Origin of the sequence: Pseudomonas sp. NFPP24 (assembly GCF_900112095.1) — a bacterium.
Taxonomy (GTDB): Bacteria; Pseudomonadota; Gammaproteobacteria; order Pseudomonadales; family Pseudomonadaceae; genus Aquipseudomonas; species Aquipseudomonas extremorientalis.
On sequence record NZ_FOKD01000009.1, the window covers coordinates 252,169 to 271,923 of the forward strand.

Consider the following 19,755-nt stretch of genomic DNA (forward strand, 5'->3'; position numbering starts at 1 on the left):
CCGGACGAAGTGATTGTGTTCATCAAGCACGGGTTAAGGTGAAGCTCGGCAAGGCTACAGAATATCGAATGGTTTCAAAAGCCTAATCTGGTGTTCGCGTGCGCCTGCGTCGGGCAAAAAAACGGGAAGCCCCGCATGGGGCTTCCCGTATTTACCGCCGGTTTTTTTATCAAAAACGGTAAGTCACCGAGCCACCAAACCCGTTGGCACTGTTTTCATATTTGGCATCGTAAGTCAGGCCAACCTGGGAAAGGTTCTGCCGCACCTTGATCGGTTCTTCCTTGAGGTAGGAATACGCCACATCGAAGGTCAGGTTATCGACGGGCGTCCAGCCAGCACCCAAGCTGAAAACAGTGCGGTCCCCCGTAGGAATTCGAACGGAGCGGTCGGTGTTGTTGGTAGGCGTCTGGTCCACCGAGAAACCGGTCCGCAGTACGAGTTCTTTGTTGACCCGATAGGCCGCGCCAATGGCATGGGACCAGGTGTCATGCCAATGCTGTTGTTCGGTGATCGAACCCAGGCCACCGAATTGAGCGGTGAGGTCGGAGACCCCGTCGTTGTTGATGGTGATCTTCTTCAACTGGCTCCAACGGGTGTAGGTGCTGCCGAGGTACAAGGTCCAGTCATCATTGAGTTGATGGGTTACCGAGAAATCCACCGAAGAGGGCGTAGTCACATCCAGGCTGGCGTCATACTTTTGTGGCCCACCGTCGAAGGCATCGGAGATCAAACCGGACGCGTGGGTCTTGCCGCTGAGGTGGTAGACCACCTGCGAGTGATAGGTCACACCGATGCGCGTACTTTCAAGGGGCTGCACCAGGAGACCGGCATTGAACCCGGTGGCGTTGTCGTCGCCTTTGACCTTCACGCTTTCGCCGGCTCCGCCACCCAGCGGCACATTGGAATCCAGCTCGCCACTGATGCGATTGAAGGTCGGGCCAAAGCCCACCGACACTTTGTCGTTGAAGGCATAGCTGACCGTCGGCTGCACGGTGATGACCTGGACCTTGCTCTTGTTGCCAAAGCCATTGCCCTGGAAGCTGTGCTCATAGTCGGTCACCAGGCCGAACGGCGCGTAGATACCCAGGCCGAACGCCCAGTGCTCATCAATGGGCGTGACCAGGTACCCCATCGGCACGGCAATGCCGGGCACCATGTCGCCCTTATTGGTGCCTGGGTTGTTGGCACCGAACTGCGAGGAACTGGCGTCCTTGATGTTGGATTTGGCATCGAGGTAAGTCGCGCCGAGGCTGACTTCATTCTGCTTCAGACGCGACATGCCGGCGGGGTTGCCGAACACCGTGCTGGCGTCTTCGGCGGAGGAGGAACGACCGGCGTAGCCCGTGCCCATTGAACTGATGCTTTGTTCATTGAGCGCGAAACCACCGGCGAACAACGGGGTTGAGGCAAGGGAAACGGCGAGCGCCAAGGCGCCTTTAAGAGTTTTGTTATTCATTATTAGGACTCGAATTGTGGGGCAGCGATGGGGAAGCTACCAACGTTCGAGCGGCCGGTTTATGAAGAGTTTTTCATGCGCAGGATTGTCGGACAATTCTATGCATTTCAAAGACTTTGCCTGTTTTTTCGTTTCCAGTAATGACCTTGAAACCCGATTGTGACCCACGGGTTTCGGCGATAGCGTCAGCCTCGCGCAGATGCAAAAAAACCCCAGGCTTTTCGTTGGCCTGGGGCTGTCGGGTTTTCAGGCAGGCAAAAAAAACCCGGAAATCCTCACTTGCGTGGGCCTTCCGGATTTTCTAAACCGCCAAAAATGGTGGGTCGTGTGGGATTCGAACCTACGACCAATTGGTTAAAAGCCAACTGCTCTACCAACTGAGCTAACGACCCGCTGTGTGGTGGCGCGTATAATACTGATTTCTAAGGATTATTCAACACCTTATTTGAAATAAATCAGAAATAACGCGTTGGGTCAGTAATTCCGGCGGCTTGGAAGCCTTCTGCACGCAGTCTGCAGCTGTCGCATTTCCCACAAGCACGGCCGTCATCGTCTGCCTGATAGCAGGAAACAGTCAGCGAATAATCGACGCCAAGTCCTACGCCTGCCTTCACGATGTCAGCCTTGCTCAGGTTTTGCAGCGGCGCCAGGATACGGAAGCCCTGCCCTTCTACACCGGCCTTTGTCGCCAGGTTGGCCATGCGTTCGAACGACTCGACGAACTCCGGACGGCAGTCAGGGTAACCTGAATAATCCACCGCGTTGACGCCGATGAAAATGTCGCGAGCGTGAAGTACCTCTGCCCAGCCAAGCGCCAGGGACAGGAACACCGTGTTACGTGCCGGCACGTAGGTCACCGGGATGCCTTCACCGGGGGTTTCTGGCACATCGATGCTGCTGTCGGTCAGTGCTGAGCCGCCGATGCCGTTGAGGTTCAGGCCAATCACCTTGTGTTCGACCACGCCCATGTCGCGGGCGACGCGGGCCGCAGCGTTCAACTCGGCACGGTGACGCTGGCCGTAGTCGAAGCTCATGGTGTAGCAGCTGTAGCCTTGCGCCTGCGCCATGGCAACCACCGTGGCGGAGTCGAGGCCGCCGGACAGCAGGATTACCGCGCGTTTTTGATCCATGGTGTGTTCAGTCATATCAGCGTCCTGGCTCGTCGTTCCAAAGGTATTTATGCAACTGCAATTGCAGGCGCACCGGCAGATTGTCCGCAACCACCCAATCGGCGAGGTCACGTGCATTCAGGTCATGGTGGCTTGGTGAGAACAGCACTTCGCCTGCACGGCGGTCCAGCCCGTATTGAATCAGCTTGGAGTTCGCCCAGTCGTAGTCGTCACGCGAACAGATGACGAACTTGACCTGGTCGTTGGCCGTCAACAGCTCGATGTTCTCGTAGCGGTTGCGATGCGATTCCTTGGAATCGGGGGTCTTGAGGTCGACTACCCGGCTTACGCGGGGGTCAACTGCAGAGATATCCAAGGCGCCACTGGTTTCCAGGGAAACCTCGTAACCGGCGTCACACAGCTGCTTGAGCAATGGGATGGCATTGGGCTGGGCCAGCGGCTCACCGCCGGTCACACAGACATAGCGCGGCTTGTAGCCGGCAACCTGCTCCAGGATGTCATCGAGGGTGCGCACCGTGCCACCACTGAAGGCGTAGGCGCTGTCGCAGTACTGGCAACGCAAGGGGCAACCGGTCAGGCGCACAAATACTGTGGGCAGGCCGGCCGTCCGCGTTTCACCCTGCAACGAGTAAAAAACTTCGGTAATACGTAATGTGTCTTGCATAGTCGCCACGGGCGTAACAGCTAAACAGGCTGTCCGCCTCCGTCAGGCACTTTGAGGGACCCCGCCAACGCGTAGACCCCAAAAAGCGTGTTTCATAAAAGGGCGTGGATTCTAACGAAAAAACCCGCGCCAGGCGCGGGTTTCTTCTAAACGGGCAAACATCGCTTACAAGCGCTGCAAGTCCCGTTGGGCCAACTGGGCAGCGGAAGTCCCGGGATACTGGGCCACCACCTGTTGCAGAATGCCTTTGACCTTGTCGGTATGACCCAGGCGGCGTTCTACGTCAGCGAGTTTGTACAGCGAGTCCGGCACCTTGGCGTGCTTGGGGTACAGCTGGCTGACCTTGGCAAATGCCTGGCCCGCGCCCTGTAGGTCACCCTTTGCCAGGTTGACTTCACCTAACCAGTATTGGGCGTTGCCCGCATATTGGCTGTTCGGGTATTTACGCAGGAAAGCGGTAAAGGCCTGGCTGGCCTTGTCGAAATCCTTGGCTTTGATCAGGTCGAAGGCTGCATCGTAATACAGCTTTTCCTTCGCCGGATCACCCGGTTCGCTGCTCGCGGCAGGGGCTTGGCTGGCAGCCGCCCCTGCTGCTGCACCGGCAGCAGCGCTAGGCGCGCCACCGGCAGGAGAATTATCAGGAGTTGCGGCAGGTTGAACGCCGGCTCCAATACGTTGATCAAGATCCTTGTAACGCTCCAGGCCTTCTTGCTTGAGCTGGTTCACCTGGTTTTGCAGTACCTCAATAGCGCCTTGCTGCTGCGCGATTTGATCCTGCATGCGTTGCAATTGGTTGAACAGTTCGCCCTGTGCCGAGGGAGCGGACGTAGCCGCTCCCCCCGCATAGGCGCCGTTCGTGCCATAACCCGCTGGCGGATAACTGCTCCCGCTATTGTTATAGCCAGAGTTGCTATCTTCCACAGGAACCGCAGCCCACACCGCAAGCGGTGCGAGGCTGAGAGCCAATACAGTCAGAGCACGACGGCACGTTCGCATGACGAATTACTTACGCAGTTCGACGCGACGGTTTTGAGCCCAGGACTGCTCGTCGTGGCCAGTAGCAACTGGACGCTCTTTACCGTAGGAAACCAGTTCCAGTTGGCCTGGAGCAACACCTTGCAGTACCAGGTAGCGCTGAACGGCTTTCGCACGACGCTCGCCCAGTGCCATGTTGTACTCACGAGTACCACGTTCGTCAGTGTTACCTTCCAGAACAACGCGAGCGCCGTTAGCTTTCAGGTCCTTCGCGTGAACGTCCAGAGCGCGCATGGCTTCTGGTTTCAGGTCCGAACTGTCGTATTCGAAGTAGAAAGTGGTGATAGCGCGCAGAGCAGCTTCTTCGCTCAGGGAGCCGTCAACCGCACCAGTGTTAGCGCCGTAACCAGCGTTTGGATCAACAGCTGCGCCTTCACCGGCATTGTCGCCGCCTTTAGACGAGCAACCAACGGCTACGGACAGAGCCAGAGCCAGAGCAGCAAACTTACCAAACTTCAGCATTTCCATCGTGAAACTCCTAATGAACCCCAGTGTGTTAAGCAAATCTTTTTGTAGCGCCGCGTCAGTTCAGGTAAGGGGACCAGGATGGTTCTCTGACTTCGCCTTGTGCGGTAGGAAGCGGGAGCCTTACGCGTCCATTAATGGACACGAGCATCAAGACTCCCCGGCCCTGCTGGCGGGTGGCGTAGATTACCATGGTGCCGTTGGGCGCAACAGTGGCTGACTCATCAAGGTTGGTATCTGTAAGGATTTTTACGGTTCCGCGCTGCAAATCCTGGGCCGCAACCCGGAAATTAGTGAAACCATCCTGACGGTGAATCATCACCAACGTCTTTTCATCAGCCGAAAGCTTAGGGTTGGCGTTGTAGTTACCGATAAAAGTAACGCGCTCTGCACCACCACCATTCACATTCGCCTTATAGACCTGTGGCTTGCCGCCACGGTCAGAGGTGAAGTAGATGGTCGAACCATCCTTGCCCCAGAACGGTTCGGTATTGATACCTGGGCCGCTGGTTGCGCGAGTGATCTGGCGTGAAGCCATGTTCATCACGTAGATGTCCGGGTTGCCGTCTTTAGACAGCACGAACGCCAGGCGCGAACCATCCGGTGACCAAGCCGGCGCACCGTTGAGGCCTTCGAAGTTGGTGATCTGCTCACGACGGCCAGTATCAATGTGCTGGACGAAGATACGCGGACGCTTCTGCTCGAAAGACACGTAGGCAATACGCTTGCCGTCCGGCGCGAAACGCGGCGACAGGATTGGCTCACGGGATTGCAGCAAGGTCACAGCGCGAGCACCGTCGTAGTCCGAACGCTGCAAGGTGTAACGAGTGTTGTCTACGGAGAAACGCTCAGCCGTTACATACAGAAGACGCGTCGAGAAAGCCCCCTTGATACCGGTGAGTTTTTCGAACGACTGGTCCGAGATGTAGTGGGCCATGTCGCGGATCTGCTCGGCCGTGCCCGAGACGCTGCCGGTCAAGACCTGCTGCTCGGTCGCCACGTTGAACAAGGCGTAGGTGATTTGCAGACGACCACCGGCCGGCGTGATATTGCCGACCATCAGGTACTGCGCGCCCACTGCTTTCCAGTCACGGAAGATGACTTCGCTGGCCTGGGTAGGCTGGCTGATCATGTTGCCTTTCGGAATCGGTGCGTAATAGCCGGAGTTGCGCAGGTCATCACTGACGATCTGGGCCATGTCGTCCGGCAGTACGCTGCCGCCCTGCCAGCCGAACGGTACTACTGCGATCGGAGTGGCCCGATCACTACCGCTGGTAACCAGGATGTTCTTTTCATCCGCCGCCGCTATCCCTGCCATACAGCAAATAACGACAAGCATTCCTCGAAGAAGGTTTCTCACAAGGCTAGATCCTCAGGTGTGAATGTCATCTTGAATGAACGATAGGGAGCGAAGTCGCTTGGTTTCATTCCCTGCATCTCGGTCAACCGGCCAATGTTCTTGACTGCGGCAACCGCCGAACTGTCGAACGAACCGTCACCACTGGACTTGGCCACGCTGACCGAAGTCACCGTACCGTCCGGCAACATGCCGATCTGCAGCACTACTGTCATGCCTTTGCGCGCCGAAGGTGGACGTGTCCAGCCTTCCGCTGCCCGTGCCCGAATCAGATCGTCGAAACTGCCCGCGACTTCATCACCACGTTCATCGGCCAAGGCTTGCTGACGCTGCGGCGTGTCGGAGAGCAAATCTGCCAAGGCCTGGGCCTTCTTCTCTTCGGCGGATTTGCGCGCTGCTTCCTGGGCCTTTTTCTTCTGGGCGTCGGCGGCAGCTTTCTTCTTCGCGTCGTCGGCGACTTTTTTCTTCGCCTCGTCTGCTTCAGCTTTTTTCTTGGCGTCTTCGGCGGCTTTTTTCTTCGCGTCTTCGACTATTTTCTTCTTGGCGTCTTCAGCGGCCTTTTTCTTGGCCTCTTCTTCGGCAGCCTTCTTGGCTTCTTCTTCAGATTTCTTCTTGGCTATATCAGCCAATTGTTTCTCTTCGGCCTTTTTCGCTTCGGCAGCTTTCTCGGCTTTCTTGGCTTCATCAGCCTTTTTCGCCTCGTCAGCCTTCTTGGCTTCGTCAGCCTTTTTCGATTCCTCGGCCTTTTGAGCCGCCTCTTCTTTCTTTTGTTCCGCAGCCGCCTTCACCGCTTCCTGCTCGACCTTCTTCTGTTCCATCTGTTCGACTTCAGTCTGGCGCGCAGCCGACTTCTGGGCTTCACCCGCAATCTTCTGATTGGTCTGGGTGGTGGCCTGGCTTTTCGACTTCAGCTGATACAGGGTCGCCTGCACGATCGGCTTGGCTGGCGGCAGGTCCGGGGTCATGGCGAAGCTGACGAACAGCATGCCAAACACCAGGACATGCAGCGCAATCGCCCAGACGCTAGGCCAGAAGTAGCTTTCCGAGGCGGACGGCTCTCGCTGTTGCTGCATCAGGGCGCCTCGGTAATCAAGCCAACGTTACCCACGCCGGCCTTCTGCAGCCCGCCCATGGCGCCCATGACGGAGCCGTAGTCGACCGATTTGTCGCCACGGATGAACACCTGGGTGTGCTTGCCGCCTTCGTTGCCGGAGCGAATGATCTTGGTCACTGCATCGGTCATCGCAGGCAAGGTGAGCGCCTTGTCTTGCTGCTTCTGCGTGTCGACTTCGCTGCCAAGGTTCCAGTAATAGGTCTTGTCAGCCTTGATCGAAATGGTCAGGACTTGAGTGTTGTTGTCTTGCGGCAAGGCTTCACTGGAAACCTTGGGCAAATCAACCTTCACGCCCTGGTTGAGCATCGGCGCGGTCACCATGAAGATAACCAGCAGCACCAGCATCACGTCGATGTAAGGCACTACGTTCATCTCGGCGACCGGCTTGCGCTTTTTGCGAGCTCGAGCGATTAAAGCCATTGGGAATTACCTGCTTATTCTTCGCTGGTGTGCACTTTACGGTGCAGGATCGCCTGGAACTCGTCGGCGAAGGTGTAGTAACGACCGATCAACGTTTCGCTGGTAGCAGCGAAGCGGTTGTAGGCGATTACTGCGGGGATAGCGGCAAACAGGCCGATCGCGGTGGCGATCAGGGCCTCGGCGATACCCGGCGCCACGGTGGCCAGTGTCGCTTGCTGGGCCTGGGCCAGGCCACGGAAGGAGTTCATGATCCCCCACACGGTACCGAACAGACCGATGTACGGGCTCACGGAGCCGACGGTGGCGAGGAACGGCAGGCTTTGCTCAAGCTTTTCTTCTTCGCGGGAAATGGCCACGCGCATGGCACGGGCCACACCTTCCATCACCGCTTCCGGGTCAACGCCTGGCTGCTGGCGCAGACGGGAGAATTCCTTGAAGCCGGCGCGGAAGATCTGCTCGACGCCCGAGTCCGGGTCCGGGTTGCTGCCGGCCTGGCGGTACAGCTTGGACAGGTCGATACCCGACCAGAAGCGCTCTTCAAAGCTCTCCAGGGCACGTCGACCGGCACGCAGCAGGTTGCTGCGCTGAAAAATCATGACCCAAGAGGTAACCGATGCGGCTACCAGGGTCAGCATGACCAGTTGAACCACAACACTGGCATTGCTGACCAGGCTCCACATGGAGGAATGGTCGACGACGGTAGGTTCCACGCTAAATCTCCTGCTTTGATTGTTTACCCGCGCCGCTTACGTCAGCAAAGGCCGCACGTAGAGCTTCGGGAATGGCCCGGGGTTTCAAGCTATTGGTGCGCACACAGGCCACCAGGAACTGCCCCTCACAGAGCAGCGTTGCATCCGTTGCCCGCCTGACCTGCTGCTTGAAACGCAGGCTGACACGGTTCAATTCGATTACTTCAGCGCTGACCAACAATTCGTCGTCCAGCCGCGCCGGCGCGTGATACCGCGCCTCGCTGGAGTGCACGACGAATAACAGGTCCTCCCCTGCCAGCTCGGATTGGGCAAAGCCCAGCTCCCGTAGCCGCTCGGTTCGAGCCCGCTCCATGAACTTGAGGTAATTGACGTAATACACGATGCCGCCGGCATCGGTGTCCTCGTAATAAACGCGACAGCGATGTGCGAACGACTGATCCCCGTTTTGCGCGCGCATACTCTAGTGCTTACTCCTCAGGTTGCCAATCCGGCTGGGCAACTGTTTTTTCATTGTCTGAAACATTTCTAACGACTGAATGACGACACCAGCCACTAGGACAGCACAAACCTCGGATAAATCGACTGGCTATAGGTTTTTAATCGTCCACTGCATCGAGGAATTCGTCTACTACGGGCATCTCGCCCAATCGTGACGGAATGTTTAACCCAAAGTGCAGATAGGCGTGACGCGTCACCACCCTGCCCCTTGGCGTGCGCATGATGTAGCCCTGCTGGATCAGGTACGGTTCCAACACATCCTCAATGGTGTGGCGCTCTTCACTGATGGCCGCCGCCAGGCTGTCGACGCCCACCGGGCCACCGTCGAACTTCTCGATCATGGTCAGGAGCAGACGTCGATCCTGGTGATCGAAGCCGTGCTCATCCACGTCCAGCAGGTTCAAGGCCAGGTCGGCCACGGCCTTGGTGATGTGCCCCTTGGCCCGCACCTCGGCAAAGTCTCGCACGCGTCGCAGCAGGCGGTTGGCGATCCGCGGCGTGCCGCGGGCCCGACGGGCGATTTCAAACGCGCCTTCCGGGTCCAGCGGCAAGCCGAGAATGCTCGCCGAACGGCTGACAATGGTCGCCAGATCAGCCGTGCTATAGAACTCTAGACGTTGAACAATGCCGAAACGGTCTCGCAGTGGGTTGGTCAGCATCCCTGCGCGGGTTGTAGCGCCGACCAGCGTGAACGGCGGCAGGTCGAGCTTGATCGAGCGGGCGGCCGGGCCTTCGCCGATCATGATGTCGAGCTGGAAGTCTTCCATGGCCGGGTACAACACTTCTTCGACGATCGGGGATAACCGATGGATCTCGTCGATAAACAGCACATCGTGCGGTTCAAGGTTGGTCAGCAACGCCGCCAGGTCACCCGGACGTTCCAGCACCGGGCCGGAGGTGGACTTGATCGATACGCCCATTTCCTGGGCAATGATGTTGGCCAGGGTGGTCTTGCCCAGGCCCGGTGGGCCGAAGATCAGCGTGTGGTCCAGGGACTCACTGCGCCCACGCGCAGCCTGGATGAACAATTCCATCTGCTCGCGCACGGTGGGCTGGCCAATGTATTCGGCCAGGCTCAGGGGGCGGATGGCGCGGTCCTGGACCTCTTCACGGTCGCGCGGGCCGGTGGCTGCAATCAGACGATCAGCTTCAATCACTTAAATCATTCCCTTCAGGGCGCGGCGGATCATGTCTTCACTGCTCAGGTTCTTGTCCTTGATGGCCGATACGGCCTTGCTGGCTTCCTGGGGTTTGTAACCCAGGGAAATCAGCGCGCTGACCGCATCGCTTTCGGCGCTCGCCACCTGGCCGGCCGGCATGTCCGGCTGGTTCGGTACAAGGGCGAACATGCTCGGTACGACCTCCCAGGCCTTGAAGCGGTCCTTGAGTTCCACCAGCAGGCGCTCGGCGGTCTTCTTGCCGACGCCTGGCACCTTGGTCAGCGCCGAGGTGTCCTGGGCCGAAACGGCACGCACCAGCTCATCCACTTCCAAGCTCGACATCAACGCCAGGGCCAGTTTCGGCCCTACGCCGTTCAGGCGGATGAGCTCACGGAAGAAGTCACGGTCACGCTTGCCAATGAAACCATAGAGCAATTGCGCATCTTCACGTACCACCAAGTGAGTATGCAGCGTAATCGGCTCACCGACTGACGGGAGGCGATACAAGGTGGTCATGGGCACTTCCAGCTCATACCCCAACCCATTTACATCCAGAATCAGGTGTGGCGGCTGTTTCTCAGCCAGAGTGCCGCGCAAGCGTCCAATCACGGTTCAGATCCTTAAAGCTAGGGTCAGAGCAGGGCCCGACCGGAAATAACGATTGCGCTGATGCTATCAGAGACGCAGGCGCCCGCCACGACTGCGTGCCGTGCCCAGGCCGTGAGGCAGTAAGCTTGAGCGAGTGTGCGCATGGCAAATGGCAATAGCCAGGGCGTCCGAGGCGTCGATCTGCGGTTTTGAAGTGAGCTTGAGCATATGCATGACCATCATCTGCACCTGCTCTTTGTTCGCCGCGCCGGTGCCGACCACGGCCTGTTTGACCTGGGTGGCGGTGTACTCGGCGATTTCCATGCCCTCCTCGGCGCCGGCAACGATGGCGGCGCCACGGGCCTGGCCAAGCTTCAACGCGGAGTCGGCATTCTTTGCCATGAACACCTTTTCGATACCCATGGTCACCGGCCCGTAGGTCTGGATCACCTCACGCACGCCGCGATAAACGATCTGCAGGCGCTCGGCCAACTCGCCCGCGCCGGTGCGGATGCAGCCCGAAGCCACGTACACGCAGCCACGCGGGGTCTGTTGCACCACGCCAAAACCGGTGATGCGCGAACCGGGGTCGATACCTAGGATTAAAGTCATAACGCCTGCGGGTTGGGTAAGCACATTTTTTGACACAGAGAAGACCCTATGTGGGAGGGGGCTTGCCCCCGATAGCGGTGAATCAGTCGATTTATACGTAACTGACACACTGTCATCGGGGGCAAGCCCCCTCCCACTTTTTGATCTACATCGTCCTTCAGCCTAGCTGTTCGGCTACAGACTCAGGGATGTCGGCGTTGGAATACACGTTCTGCACATCATCCAGGTCTTCGAGCATATCCAGCATCTTCAGCACTTTCTGCGCACCGTCCAGGTCCAGCTCGGCGCTGGTGGTCGGCAGCATCACGATTTCCGCGTCGGTACCTTTGAAACCGGCCGCTTCCAGGGCATTGCGCACCGCATAGAAGCTGGCGAACGAAGTGAACACGTCGATGGAACCGTCTTCGTTGGTCACCACGTCGTCGGCATCCGCCTCCATCGCCGCTTCCATCAGCGCATCTTCATCGGTGCCCGGCGCGAAGGTAATCTGCCCCTTGCGCTCGAACAGGTAGGCCACCGAACCGTCAGTGCCGAGGTTGCCACCACATTTGCTGAATGCATGACGCACAGCGGCGGCAGTACGGTTGCGGTTGTCGGTCATGCACTCGACCATCACGGCCACGCCACCCGGGCCATAGCCTTCGTAGCTCAGCTCGACCATGTCGTCGGTATCGGCAGCGCCGGCACCGCGGGCCACGGCGCGGTCGATGATGTCGCGACTCATGTTCGCGCCAAGGGCCTTGTCCAGCGCCAAGCGCAGACGCGGGTTGGAGCCTGGATCACCCCCACCCTGGCGGGCCGCGACGGTCAGCTCGCGGATCCATTTAGTGAAAATCTTGCCTTTCTTGGCATCCTGACGCTCTTTGCGGTGCTTGATGTTCGCCCACTTGGAATGGCCAGCCATAACACAACTCCAAAAATTCTCTAGAAACCTTATCAATTCCGCCCCAGGCGGAATGCAACCCTTGTAACGCAAAGGCGCATCCGAAGATGCGCCTTTTTTGACTGCGTAAACCTCAACGCGCTTTCACGCAGCAGCCTTACTCAGCCTTCGGCGTCTCGCGCAGACGGATGTGCAGCTCGCGCAATGCCTTGGCATCCACCACACCTGGCGCCTGGGTCATGACGTCCGCAGCGCTCTGGGTTTTCGGGAAGGCGATCACTTCACGGATCGACTGGGCGCCGGTCATCAGCATCACCAGGCGGTCCAGGCCGAACGCCAGGCCACCATGGGGCGGCGCACCGTATTTCAGCGCGTCGAGCAGGAAGCCGAACTTCTCTTCCTGTTCCGCTTCGTTGATGCCCAACAGGCGGAACACCGCTTGCTGCATTTCCTTGCGGTGGATACGGATCGAACCGCCACCCAGCTCGGTACCGTTCAATACCATGTCATACGCGCGGGACAGCGCGCCAGCCGGGTTGGCTTCCAGTTCGGCCGGCGAGCATTTCGGCGCGGTGAACGGGTGGTGCAAGGCGCTGAAGCTACCGTCGTCGTTTTCTTCGAACATCGGGAAGTCAACGACCCACATCGGGGCCCATTCGCAGGTCAGCAGGTTCAAGTCGTGACCCAGCTTGATGCGCAGCGCGCCCAAGGCTTCGCTGACGATCTTGGCCTTGTCGGCGCCGAAGAACACGATATCGCCGTCGACTGCGCCGACGCGATCGAGGATCGCGTTCAGGTTGTCCAGCGGAATGTTCTTCACGATCGGCGATTGCAGGCCGTCAACGCCATTGGCGCGCTCGTTGACCTTGATATACGCCAGGCCCTTGGCACCGTAGATGCCAACGAACTTGGTGTAGTCGTCGATCTGCTTGCGCGGCATGCTCGCGCCGCCAGGCACGCGCAGGGCGGCGATGCGGCATTTAGGGTCGTTGGCCGGGCCGCTGAACACCTTGAAGTCGACTTCTTTGAGTTGGTCGGCCACGTCCACCAGTTCCAGCGGGTTACGCAGATCTGGCTTGTCGGAACCGTAGCGGCGCATGGCCTCTTCGAAGGTCATGTGCGGGAAGTCGCCGAATTCCAGGCCCAGCACTTCCTTGAACAGGTTGCGGATCATCTGTTCGGTCAGGCCCATGATCTCTTTTTCATCGAGGAAGCTGGTCTCGATGTCGATCTGGGTGAATTCAGGCTGGCGGTCAGCGCGCAGGTCTTCGTCGCGGAAGCACTTGGCGATCTGGTAGTAGCGGTCGAAGCCGGCGACCATCAGCAGTTGCTTGAACAGCTGAGGCGATTGCGGCAGGGCGAAGAAGGAACCGGCGTGGGTGCGGCTAGGCACCAGGTAGTCACGCGCGCCTTCCGGGGTGGCCCGGGTCAGGATCGGGGTTTCGACATCGAGGAAGCCGTTTTCGTCGAGGAAACGACGGATGCTGGTGGTCATGCGCGAACGCAGACGCAGCTTCTCGGCCATTTCCGGACGACGCAGGTCCAGGAAGCGATAGCGCAGGCGGGTTTCTTCGCCCACGTCAGAGTATTCGTTGAGTGGGAACGGCGGGGTTTCCGACTCGTTCAGTACTTCCAGCTCATAGCCCAGCACTTCGATGCCGCCGGACGCCATGTTCTTGTTCACGGCACCCGCCGGACGCAGGCGAACCTTGCCGGTGATCTTCACGACGTATTCGCTGCGCACGCGGTCGGCGGCGGCGAAGCTTTCGGCGCGATCCGGGTCGAACACCACCTGGGCCAGACCATCACGATCACGGATATCGAGGAAGATCACCCCGCCGTGGTCGCGGCGACGGTGAACCCATCCGCAAAGGGTGATTTCCTGACCTTCCAGGGTCTCGTTCAGTTGGCCGCAATAGTGGCTGCGCATCATGGTAGTGGTTTCACTTCTCGTAATTCGAAATTCGGTGGAGGCCTGCCTCGTCACCGTACATTAAAGCAGGGGACGGATAATGCAGGAGCCTGCGCGTAGAGTTCAACTCAGTCTGCTTTGTCGCCGCCGGCCAGGTTCTTCTTCGAGCCGGTCTTGAAGTCGGTCTCGTACCAGCCGTTGCCGCTCAAGCGGAAGCCCGGCATGGACAACATCTTCTTGAGCTCAGGCGCCTGGCAGGCTGGGCAATCGACCAACGGCGCTGCGCTGATCTTCTGAATGGCTTCCAGCTGATGACCGCAGGAAGCACATTGGTAGTCGTACATGGGCATGGCGATGTCTCGGCGATCAGAACGTTACTGCGCCACGCCTGCCCTACGGGTCCGCAGCATGCGTAGCAAAGCGCGGGATTATATCTGGTAAATCGAGGCAGCGCAGCCGGCATTCTGCCCAGGGCCCTGCCCGCCATGATGGAGGGCCGGCCCCGAAGCCCGGTGGCTATCCCGGTGAGCACGCAGGGTCAAAACGCCCTTTGAGGACATGAACCACGCACACCACCCTGACCAACCCACTGAAGTTCTTCACACCGCCATAACGCAAGTGTACTTCCCGATCGACATAAGACAGCAACGCACTGACTGAACAGGCATTGATCCTGGCGATTTCCGTGAGGATATTCCAATAGATCTGCTCCAGCCGCAGGCACGTGGAAAAACCATTGAGCCTCACCGACCGGGACAGCGGCTTGGCCAGCCCCATATCGAACCCTTTTGCAAAAGGGTCGATCTTTATCTTATGGAAACCACCGGTTTCCATCACTCCATTACCGACTCCGCGTGACATACACCTGACACTCCATTGCCAAACAACCGCCCATGGGTCGTCCCATTGGGCAATGCCCTATAAAAACAGCAGGGAGCGGCAGGCAGCCAGAAGACGCGGAGTTGATCGACGTAGGACAACGCCAGGAAATGCGCGGAAACAAGCGAGCGGCGCCAGGGCGGCGCCACTCAAGGTCAGCGTTTACTGATTTTCAAGCAGGGACCGCAGCATCCACGCGGTTTTCTCATGCACCTGCATACGCTGGGTCAGCAGGTCGGCCGTCGGCTCATCGCTGACCTTGTCGAGCAGCGGGAAGATACCGCGCGCGGTGCGGGTGACCGCTTCCTGGCCAGCCACCAGCTGCTTGATCATCTCTTCGGCACTGGGCACGCCCTCTTCTTCCTTGATGGAAGAAAGACGGGCATAGATGGAGTAGGCACCCGGCGCAGCAAACCCCAGGGCACGGATACGCTCGGCAATGGAGTCCACGGCCAGGGCCAGTTCGTTGTACTGCTCTTCGAACATCAAGTGCAGCGTGCGGAACATGGGGCCCGTGACGTTCCAATGGAAGTTGTGGGTTTTCAGATACAGAACATAGGTATCGGAAAGCAGTCGCGAAAGCCCGTCGACGATGGATTTACGATCTTCTTCACTGATACCGATATCGATTGCCATGTTTATCCCCTTCAATTGACAAGCATTCATTGATCAGGTGCAGGACCACTCTAGCAAGAGTGCCGGTGATGCGCAGCCCGGCGCGGCAATTCGCCCCGGTGCGCCCTGCCGACCGGAGCAACCCAAGCCTTTGAGGCAAGTAGGAAATTTCTCTGCTGGCCGTTTGAAAAACCTGCACGTGTCTAGGACAAGCGTTTGCTGCAGAAATGCCATCGCCCTTGCAATACCCCGAAATGCTTGATTTGAGTAGGCACAGCCTTTGCTGTTAAATAGACAGCGTGTCGCCGCCGTTACTTTCTGCGGCAGCGGCATAGGCTGATACCCCGCGCACGTGCCCAACGCCTCCCATTGTTCAGAAGCGAACCGTGCCAGTCAGCTCTTCCTTGTGATCCGTCTTAACGTGAGTTAATCAAAATGTTGAAAATCGTCCACCTGCTAACGGGCGTTGCAGCTTTGCTGCTGTCCTTTATCCCGAGCCTGCAGCCTGAAAGCCTGCCGTATCTGGAACAACACGACGCTCTGTACCTGGCCATGTTCGGCCTTCTTAACCTGACGCTGGCACCGGTGATCCCTTACTGGAATAAAGGCACGCGTCATCAACTGCAAAACCTGGTCAGCGCGCTGCTGGTACTGACCGTTGTCGTACAAACCCTCACCCTCCTGGCACCCATGCCTGAAGTCGGCGGCCACCCGGCCATCCTGCTCAGCCTGGTGATCGCTGTGGTCGCCATCGTTCTTCACCTGGCCATCAGCTTCTACCGTTCGTCCCCTGCGGCCTCGTCGCAAACCTACGACATGACCAATCGGGATACCGGTACCGTCAAGTGGTTCAACACATCCAAAGGCTTCGGCTTTATTTCCCGTGATTCGGGCGACGATATCTTCGTCCACTTCCGGGCCATTCGCGGCGAAGGCCATCGCGTCCTGGTGGAAGGCCAGCGCGTGGAGTTCTCCGTGATGAATCGCGACAAAGGCCTGCAGGCCGAAGACGTGATCGCTGCACTGCCGCGCCGCTGATACCTGCGTTCGCAGCAAAAAACCGCGATCCAGCCTGGCTGGGTCGCGGTTTTTTTATGCGTGGCTATCAATAGTGAGGAGGCGGCGCTTCTTCTTCGGAGGTTTCGAACTGGCCGCCCATTTCTTCCTGGCGCTTGAGCAGCGCGGTCATCTGCAATTGCAGGCGCTCTACAGCACGCTGCTGCGTGACGAGGATGTCATTGAGGGTCTCGATGGTGTCGTCCTGAAAGGCCAGGCGGCTTTCCAGGTCGGTGACGCGGTCTTGCAGGTCCATGATTCAGCCCTGGTTGAAAATGAAGTCGGCAGGCAACAGCTCGCGCAGACGGGCGCGGATGGCAGCGACTTGCTCATCGGTGTAAGGCTGCGCCGGATGCTTGCCCCATACCGGCGCCGGCCAGGCAGCATCGTCGCGCTTGCGCACGATCACATGCACGTGCAATTGGCTGACCACATTGCCCAGGGCGCCGATGTTCATCTTGTCGGCGGCCAAGCCTTCATTCAACAACTGGGCCAGGGCAGTCGTCTCTTGCCACAAACGCTGCTGGTCGGCGACATCCAGTTGAAACACTTCGCTGATAGCGTTGATGCGTGGCACCAGGATGAACCACGGATAGTTTGAGTCATTGGACAGCAGCAGGCGGCACAGCGGGAAGTCCCCGATGACCAGTGTGTCTTGTTGCAGGCGTTGATCTAGGGCGAACACCGTGGGCACTCCGTTCGGCAAGTCAGGTTCAGGCGCCCAGCATACCTTCGAATGCGCACGGCTTCACGGCGAATGCAGGAAAGCGCCGGCGCCAGTGATGAAAAAACATGCACTCTTTCGAGGCGGTCGAATATTTGAGCTACGCTAAACCGGGCCTCACCGGGACGCACCAAAATGACCCACTTGTGCCTCAAAGGGATCCGCCAATTACCCACTCATGAGGGTGAACCGGTAACGTTTTTCCCGCGCACAGGTTTTATGTACCACCGAAGAGGGGTAACACAGCCGCGTCAAGCCCAAACCAAACGGCGTAAAAAGCCCGTGCTTATGCGGTTTTTACAGGGCCGGAACGGTTTTCACGAAAAAATGACATTCGGTTACCGCTTTGTGCACGCTTGTTGCATTGACACCTGCATCGTCGGCAACGACACCCGATTGGAAGCAGGTGTTTCGCGATAAAGAACAGCAGCGTTTCAATGCGTATCAAGGAAGCGTTCAAACTTTGAAAAGGGTTTGGAAACAGTATTGAAGTTGTCAGTCCGGTTACAACAGGACTGTGGATTTGCGACATGGAGCTAGCAATTTACGACAGCCTCGTAAAGAAGCTGAAAGGATAGATGGGTAAGTATCGTCAATAGAGTCTGCGTGATATAACTTTGCGCCGACACATAAAAGAAAGAGCCGCCCAGATAAAAATACAGGTGGGACGGCAGTACTCTTCCTAAAACCAAAGGAGCAAATCACGATGCGCGTGATGAAGTGGAGCATGATCGCCCTGGCTGTTTCAGCAGGCACCTCGCAGTTCGCAATGGCGTCCGCCCAGGACGATTCCAAGGGCTTTGTTGAAGACAGCACTTTCAGCATCAATACTCGCGCTCTGTACTTCAGCCGCGACTTCCGCAACGAACCACTGCGTGGCTACGAGCAAGTCAACGGCAAGAACAAAAGTCGTGCCGAAGAGACTGGCCTGGGCTTCAACGCCCTGTACCAATCGGGCTTCACCCAAGGCACCATCGGTGTTGGTGTTGACGTGATCGGCCTGCTGGGCGTCAAGCTCGACAGCGGAAAGGGTCGCGCCGGTACCGGTCTGTTCCCCACCGGTGCAGACGGTCGCTCGCAAGACGATTACTCCAAAGGCGGCGGCGCGGTTAAATTCCGTATCTCCGATACTGTGCTGAAAGTGGGTGATCAGTACACCACAGCCCCAGTATTCGCCTCCGACGACAGCCGTTTGCTGCCTGAGCTGCCACAGGGCATCTCGATCACCAGCAACGAGATCAAGGGCCTGAAACTGGAAGGCGGTCACTTCACCTCCAGCGTCGCACAGAACCAGACCTTCCGTGACAGCCTGGGCCTGACGAAAACCGACTTTGCCGGTGCCGTCTACTCTTTCACCCCAGAGGTCACTGGCAGCCTGTACTACGCAAAAACCGAAGATTACTTCCGCAAGTGGTACAGCAACCTTAACTGGACCCACGCGCTGAGCAACGATCAGTCCTTCGCACTGGACTTCAACATCTACGACACCAAAAGCGACGGCGAAGGCAAGCAACGCGCTTACTACGACAACTCCGTCAAGCTCGATAACCGTGCATTCAGCTTGCAGGGTGCGTACACCATTGGCGCTCACACCTTCACCCTGGCAGCACAGAAAGTCACCGGTGATGGCGACTACGGCTACGGCGTAGATGGCGGCGGCTCTGTATTCCTGGCCAACTCCATTGCCCGTTCCGACTTCAACGCCGAAGGCGAGAAGTCCTATCAGGCGCGTTATGACATCAACATGGCGACCTTCGGCATTCCTGGTCTGAGCTTCATGACTCGTTACGTAACCGGTAGCGGCGCTCAAACCGCCACAACCTCCAACGGTAAAGAGTGGGAACGCGATATCGAAGCCAAGTACGTGATCCAAAGTGGTCCCGCCAAGGACCTGAGCCTGCGTCTGCGTCAAGCCACCTATCGTTCGGGTGATGGCGTTTACTACGGTTCGCCTTCGATCGACGAACTGCGTCTGATCGCGAACTACCCGCTGAACATCTTGTAATTGACCGTTTGATTACAACGATGGCTTAGGGCTTCGGCCTTAAATAAAAAGCCGCCCCCTTGCAGACAAGGAGGCGGCTTTTTTATTGCCGTTTAATTTCAATCGAAAAATAACTAGCAAGCTAACTAACGAGATTAACCGTAACCGATCCATCACCCACACATTCAAAGCCGCCCATTGAAGCCCGATGCTGCGCTCCCGATCTCTTTCTGGAGCCAGCACCTCATGATGCGTCCCGACGCCAAAGTCGAAAAAGTTTACCTTTACCCCAAGTCCGTGGACTTCCGAAAATCCATCGACGGCCTGGCCGCCCTGGTCGAGCTGGATATCAAGGTGGCCGTCTTCGACCCGGTACTTTTCGTTTTTCTGAATCGCTCCCGCAACCGGGTGAAAATCCTCTATTGGGAGCGCAACGGCTTCTGTCTTTGGCTCAAGCGCCTGGAATCCGAGCGTTTCAAAACCTCGCCCGACG

Annotated in this window: 23 protein-coding genes and 1 tRNA gene; 3 read left to right on the forward strand and 21 right to left on the reverse strand. The window is 58.0% G+C overall.

Annotated features, from left to right (window positions below; genetic code table 11):
• Positions 1–169 precede the first annotated feature (169 nt).
• The 19 genes from BM026_RS20795 to BM026_RS20885 form a co-directional block, all read right to left on the reverse strand.
• Positions 170–1,456 (reverse strand): OmpP1/FadL family transporter, encoded by a 1,287-nt coding sequence (locus tag BM026_RS20795; protein ID WP_092246886.1) that lies wholly within the window; start codon positions 1,454–1,456, stop codon positions 170–172.
• Between the two features lie 316 nt (positions 1,457–1,772).
• Positions 1,773–1,848 (reverse strand) — tRNA-Lys (locus BM026_RS20800).
• A 63-nt stretch (positions 1,849–1,911) separates the two neighbouring features.
• A complete protein-coding gene (gene queC / locus BM026_RS20805; RefSeq protein WP_071489524.1) occupies positions 1,912–2,586 on the reverse strand; it encodes a 7-cyano-7-deazaguanine synthase QueC in 675 nt (224 codons plus the stop codon).
• A 16-nt stretch (positions 2,587–2,602) separates the two neighbouring features.
• Complete coding sequence (gene queE / locus BM026_RS20810; protein WP_058423265.1) at positions 2,603–3,250, reverse strand: 7-carboxy-7-deazaguanine synthase QueE; 648 nt, start codon at positions 3,248–3,250, stop codon at positions 2,603–2,605.
• Between the two features lie 165 nt (positions 3,251–3,415).
• A complete protein-coding gene (ybgF, locus tag BM026_RS20815) occupies positions 3,416–4,246 on the reverse strand; it encodes a tol-pal system protein YbgF (protein WP_071489396.1) in 831 nt (276 codons plus the stop codon).
• A gap of 6 nt (positions 4,247–4,252) precedes the next feature.
• Entirely contained in the window at positions 4,253–4,753 is a 501-nt protein-coding gene (pal, locus tag BM026_RS20820) for a peptidoglycan-associated lipoprotein Pal (RefSeq protein ID WP_003209827.1), read from the reverse strand.
• A gap of 55 nt (positions 4,754–4,808) precedes the next feature.
• Positions 4,809–6,089 (reverse strand): Tol-Pal system beta propeller repeat protein TolB, encoded by a 1,281-nt coding sequence (gene tolB / locus BM026_RS20825; protein ID WP_071489395.1) that lies wholly within the window; start codon positions 6,087–6,089, stop codon positions 4,809–4,811.
• A gap of 17 nt (positions 6,090–6,106) precedes the next feature.
• Positions 6,107–7,180 carry a cell envelope integrity protein TolA gene (gene tolA / locus BM026_RS20830; RefSeq protein ID WP_034109149.1) on the reverse strand — a complete coding sequence of 358 codons (1,074 nt, stop codon included), beginning with the start codon at positions 7,178–7,180 and terminating at the stop codon, positions 6,107–6,109.
• Positions 7,180–7,632 carry a protein TolR gene (gene tolR, locus BM026_RS20835; RefSeq protein WP_161793227.1) on the reverse strand — a complete coding sequence of 151 codons (453 nt, stop codon included), beginning with the start codon at positions 7,630–7,632 and terminating at the stop codon, positions 7,180–7,182. Before tolR ends, tolA begins: the two co-directional genes overlap by 1 nt.
• Before the next feature lie 23 nt (positions 7,633–7,655).
• On the reverse strand, positions 7,656–8,351 hold the full coding sequence (gene tolQ / locus BM026_RS20840; RefSeq protein ID WP_015885609.1) for a protein TolQ: 696 nt from the start codon (positions 8,349–8,351) through the stop codon (positions 7,656–7,658).
• Between the two features lies 1 nt (position 8,352).
• Positions 8,353–8,808: a tol-pal system-associated acyl-CoA thioesterase gene (ybgC, locus tag BM026_RS20845; RefSeq protein ID WP_025854760.1), complete on the reverse strand. Its 456-nt coding sequence runs from the start codon at positions 8,806–8,808 to the stop codon at positions 8,353–8,355.
• A 139-nt stretch (positions 8,809–8,947) separates the two neighbouring features.
• Positions 8,948–10,006 (reverse strand): Holliday junction branch migration DNA helicase RuvB, encoded by a 1,059-nt coding sequence (ruvB, locus tag BM026_RS20850; protein WP_003193867.1) that lies wholly within the window; start codon positions 10,004–10,006, stop codon positions 8,948–8,950.
• On the reverse strand, positions 10,007–10,618 hold the full coding sequence (ruvA, locus tag BM026_RS20855; RefSeq protein WP_003175802.1) for a Holliday junction branch migration protein RuvA: 612 nt from the start codon (positions 10,616–10,618) through the stop codon (positions 10,007–10,009).
• A gap of 66 nt (positions 10,619–10,684) precedes the next feature.
• Positions 10,685–11,209, reverse strand: a complete 525-nt coding sequence (ruvC, locus tag BM026_RS20860; protein WP_016975450.1) for a crossover junction endodeoxyribonuclease RuvC — start codon at positions 11,207–11,209, stop codon at positions 10,685–10,687.
• Positions 11,210–11,366: 157 nt separating this feature from the next.
• Positions 11,367–12,113 (reverse strand): YebC/PmpR family DNA-binding transcriptional regulator, encoded by a 747-nt coding sequence (locus tag BM026_RS20865; protein ID WP_071489392.1) that lies wholly within the window; start codon positions 12,111–12,113, stop codon positions 11,367–11,369.
• Between the two features lie 136 nt (positions 12,114–12,249).
• Positions 12,250–14,025: an aspartate--tRNA ligase gene (gene aspS, locus BM026_RS20870; RefSeq protein ID WP_071489391.1), complete on the reverse strand. Its 1,776-nt coding sequence runs from the start codon at positions 14,023–14,025 to the stop codon at positions 12,250–12,252.
• Between the two features lie 107 nt (positions 14,026–14,132).
• Entirely contained in the window at positions 14,133–14,354 is a 222-nt protein-coding gene (locus BM026_RS20875) for an FmdB family zinc ribbon protein (RefSeq protein WP_003209804.1), read from the reverse strand.
• A 166-nt stretch (positions 14,355–14,520) separates the two neighbouring features.
• Positions 14,521–14,865: a ribbon-helix-helix domain-containing protein gene (locus tag BM026_RS20880; protein WP_092246880.1), complete on the reverse strand. Its 345-nt coding sequence runs from the start codon at positions 14,863–14,865 to the stop codon at positions 14,521–14,523.
• A gap of 180 nt (positions 14,866–15,045) precedes the next feature.
• Positions 15,046–15,519 (reverse strand): Dps family protein, encoded by a 474-nt coding sequence (locus BM026_RS20885; RefSeq protein WP_071489389.1) that lies wholly within the window; start codon positions 15,517–15,519, stop codon positions 15,046–15,048.
• Between the two features lie 414 nt (positions 15,520–15,933).
• Here BM026_RS20885 and BM026_RS29510 point away from each other — a divergent pair, with 414 nt between their 5' ends.
• Positions 15,934–16,536, forward strand: a complete 603-nt coding sequence (locus BM026_RS29510) for a cold-shock protein (protein WP_092246878.1) — start codon at positions 15,934–15,936, stop codon at positions 16,534–16,536.
• Positions 16,537–16,603: 67 nt separating this feature from the next.
• Here the strand turns inward: BM026_RS29510 and BM026_RS20895 are convergent, their stop codons facing one another.
• Positions 16,604–16,810 (reverse strand): SlyX family protein, encoded by a 207-nt coding sequence (locus BM026_RS20895; RefSeq protein ID WP_015885618.1) that lies wholly within the window; start codon positions 16,808–16,810, stop codon positions 16,604–16,606.
• A gap of 3 nt (positions 16,811–16,813) precedes the next feature.
• Entirely contained in the window at positions 16,814–17,239 is a 426-nt protein-coding gene (locus BM026_RS20900; RefSeq protein ID WP_071489388.1) for an HIT domain-containing protein, read from the reverse strand.
• Between the two features lie 745 nt (positions 17,240–17,984).
• Here BM026_RS20900 and BM026_RS20905 point away from each other — a divergent pair.
• Positions 17,985–19,283, forward strand: coding sequence for an OprD family porin (locus BM026_RS20905; protein ID WP_071489387.1), 1,299 nt, complete (start codon positions 17,985–17,987; stop codon positions 19,281–19,283).
• A gap of 228 nt (positions 19,284–19,511) precedes the next feature.
• Positions 19,512–19,755, forward strand: a 244-nt coding sequence (gene tnpB / locus BM026_RS20910; protein ID WP_093529908.1) for an IS66 family insertion sequence element accessory protein TnpB, incomplete at its 3' end; no start/stop codon positions are given.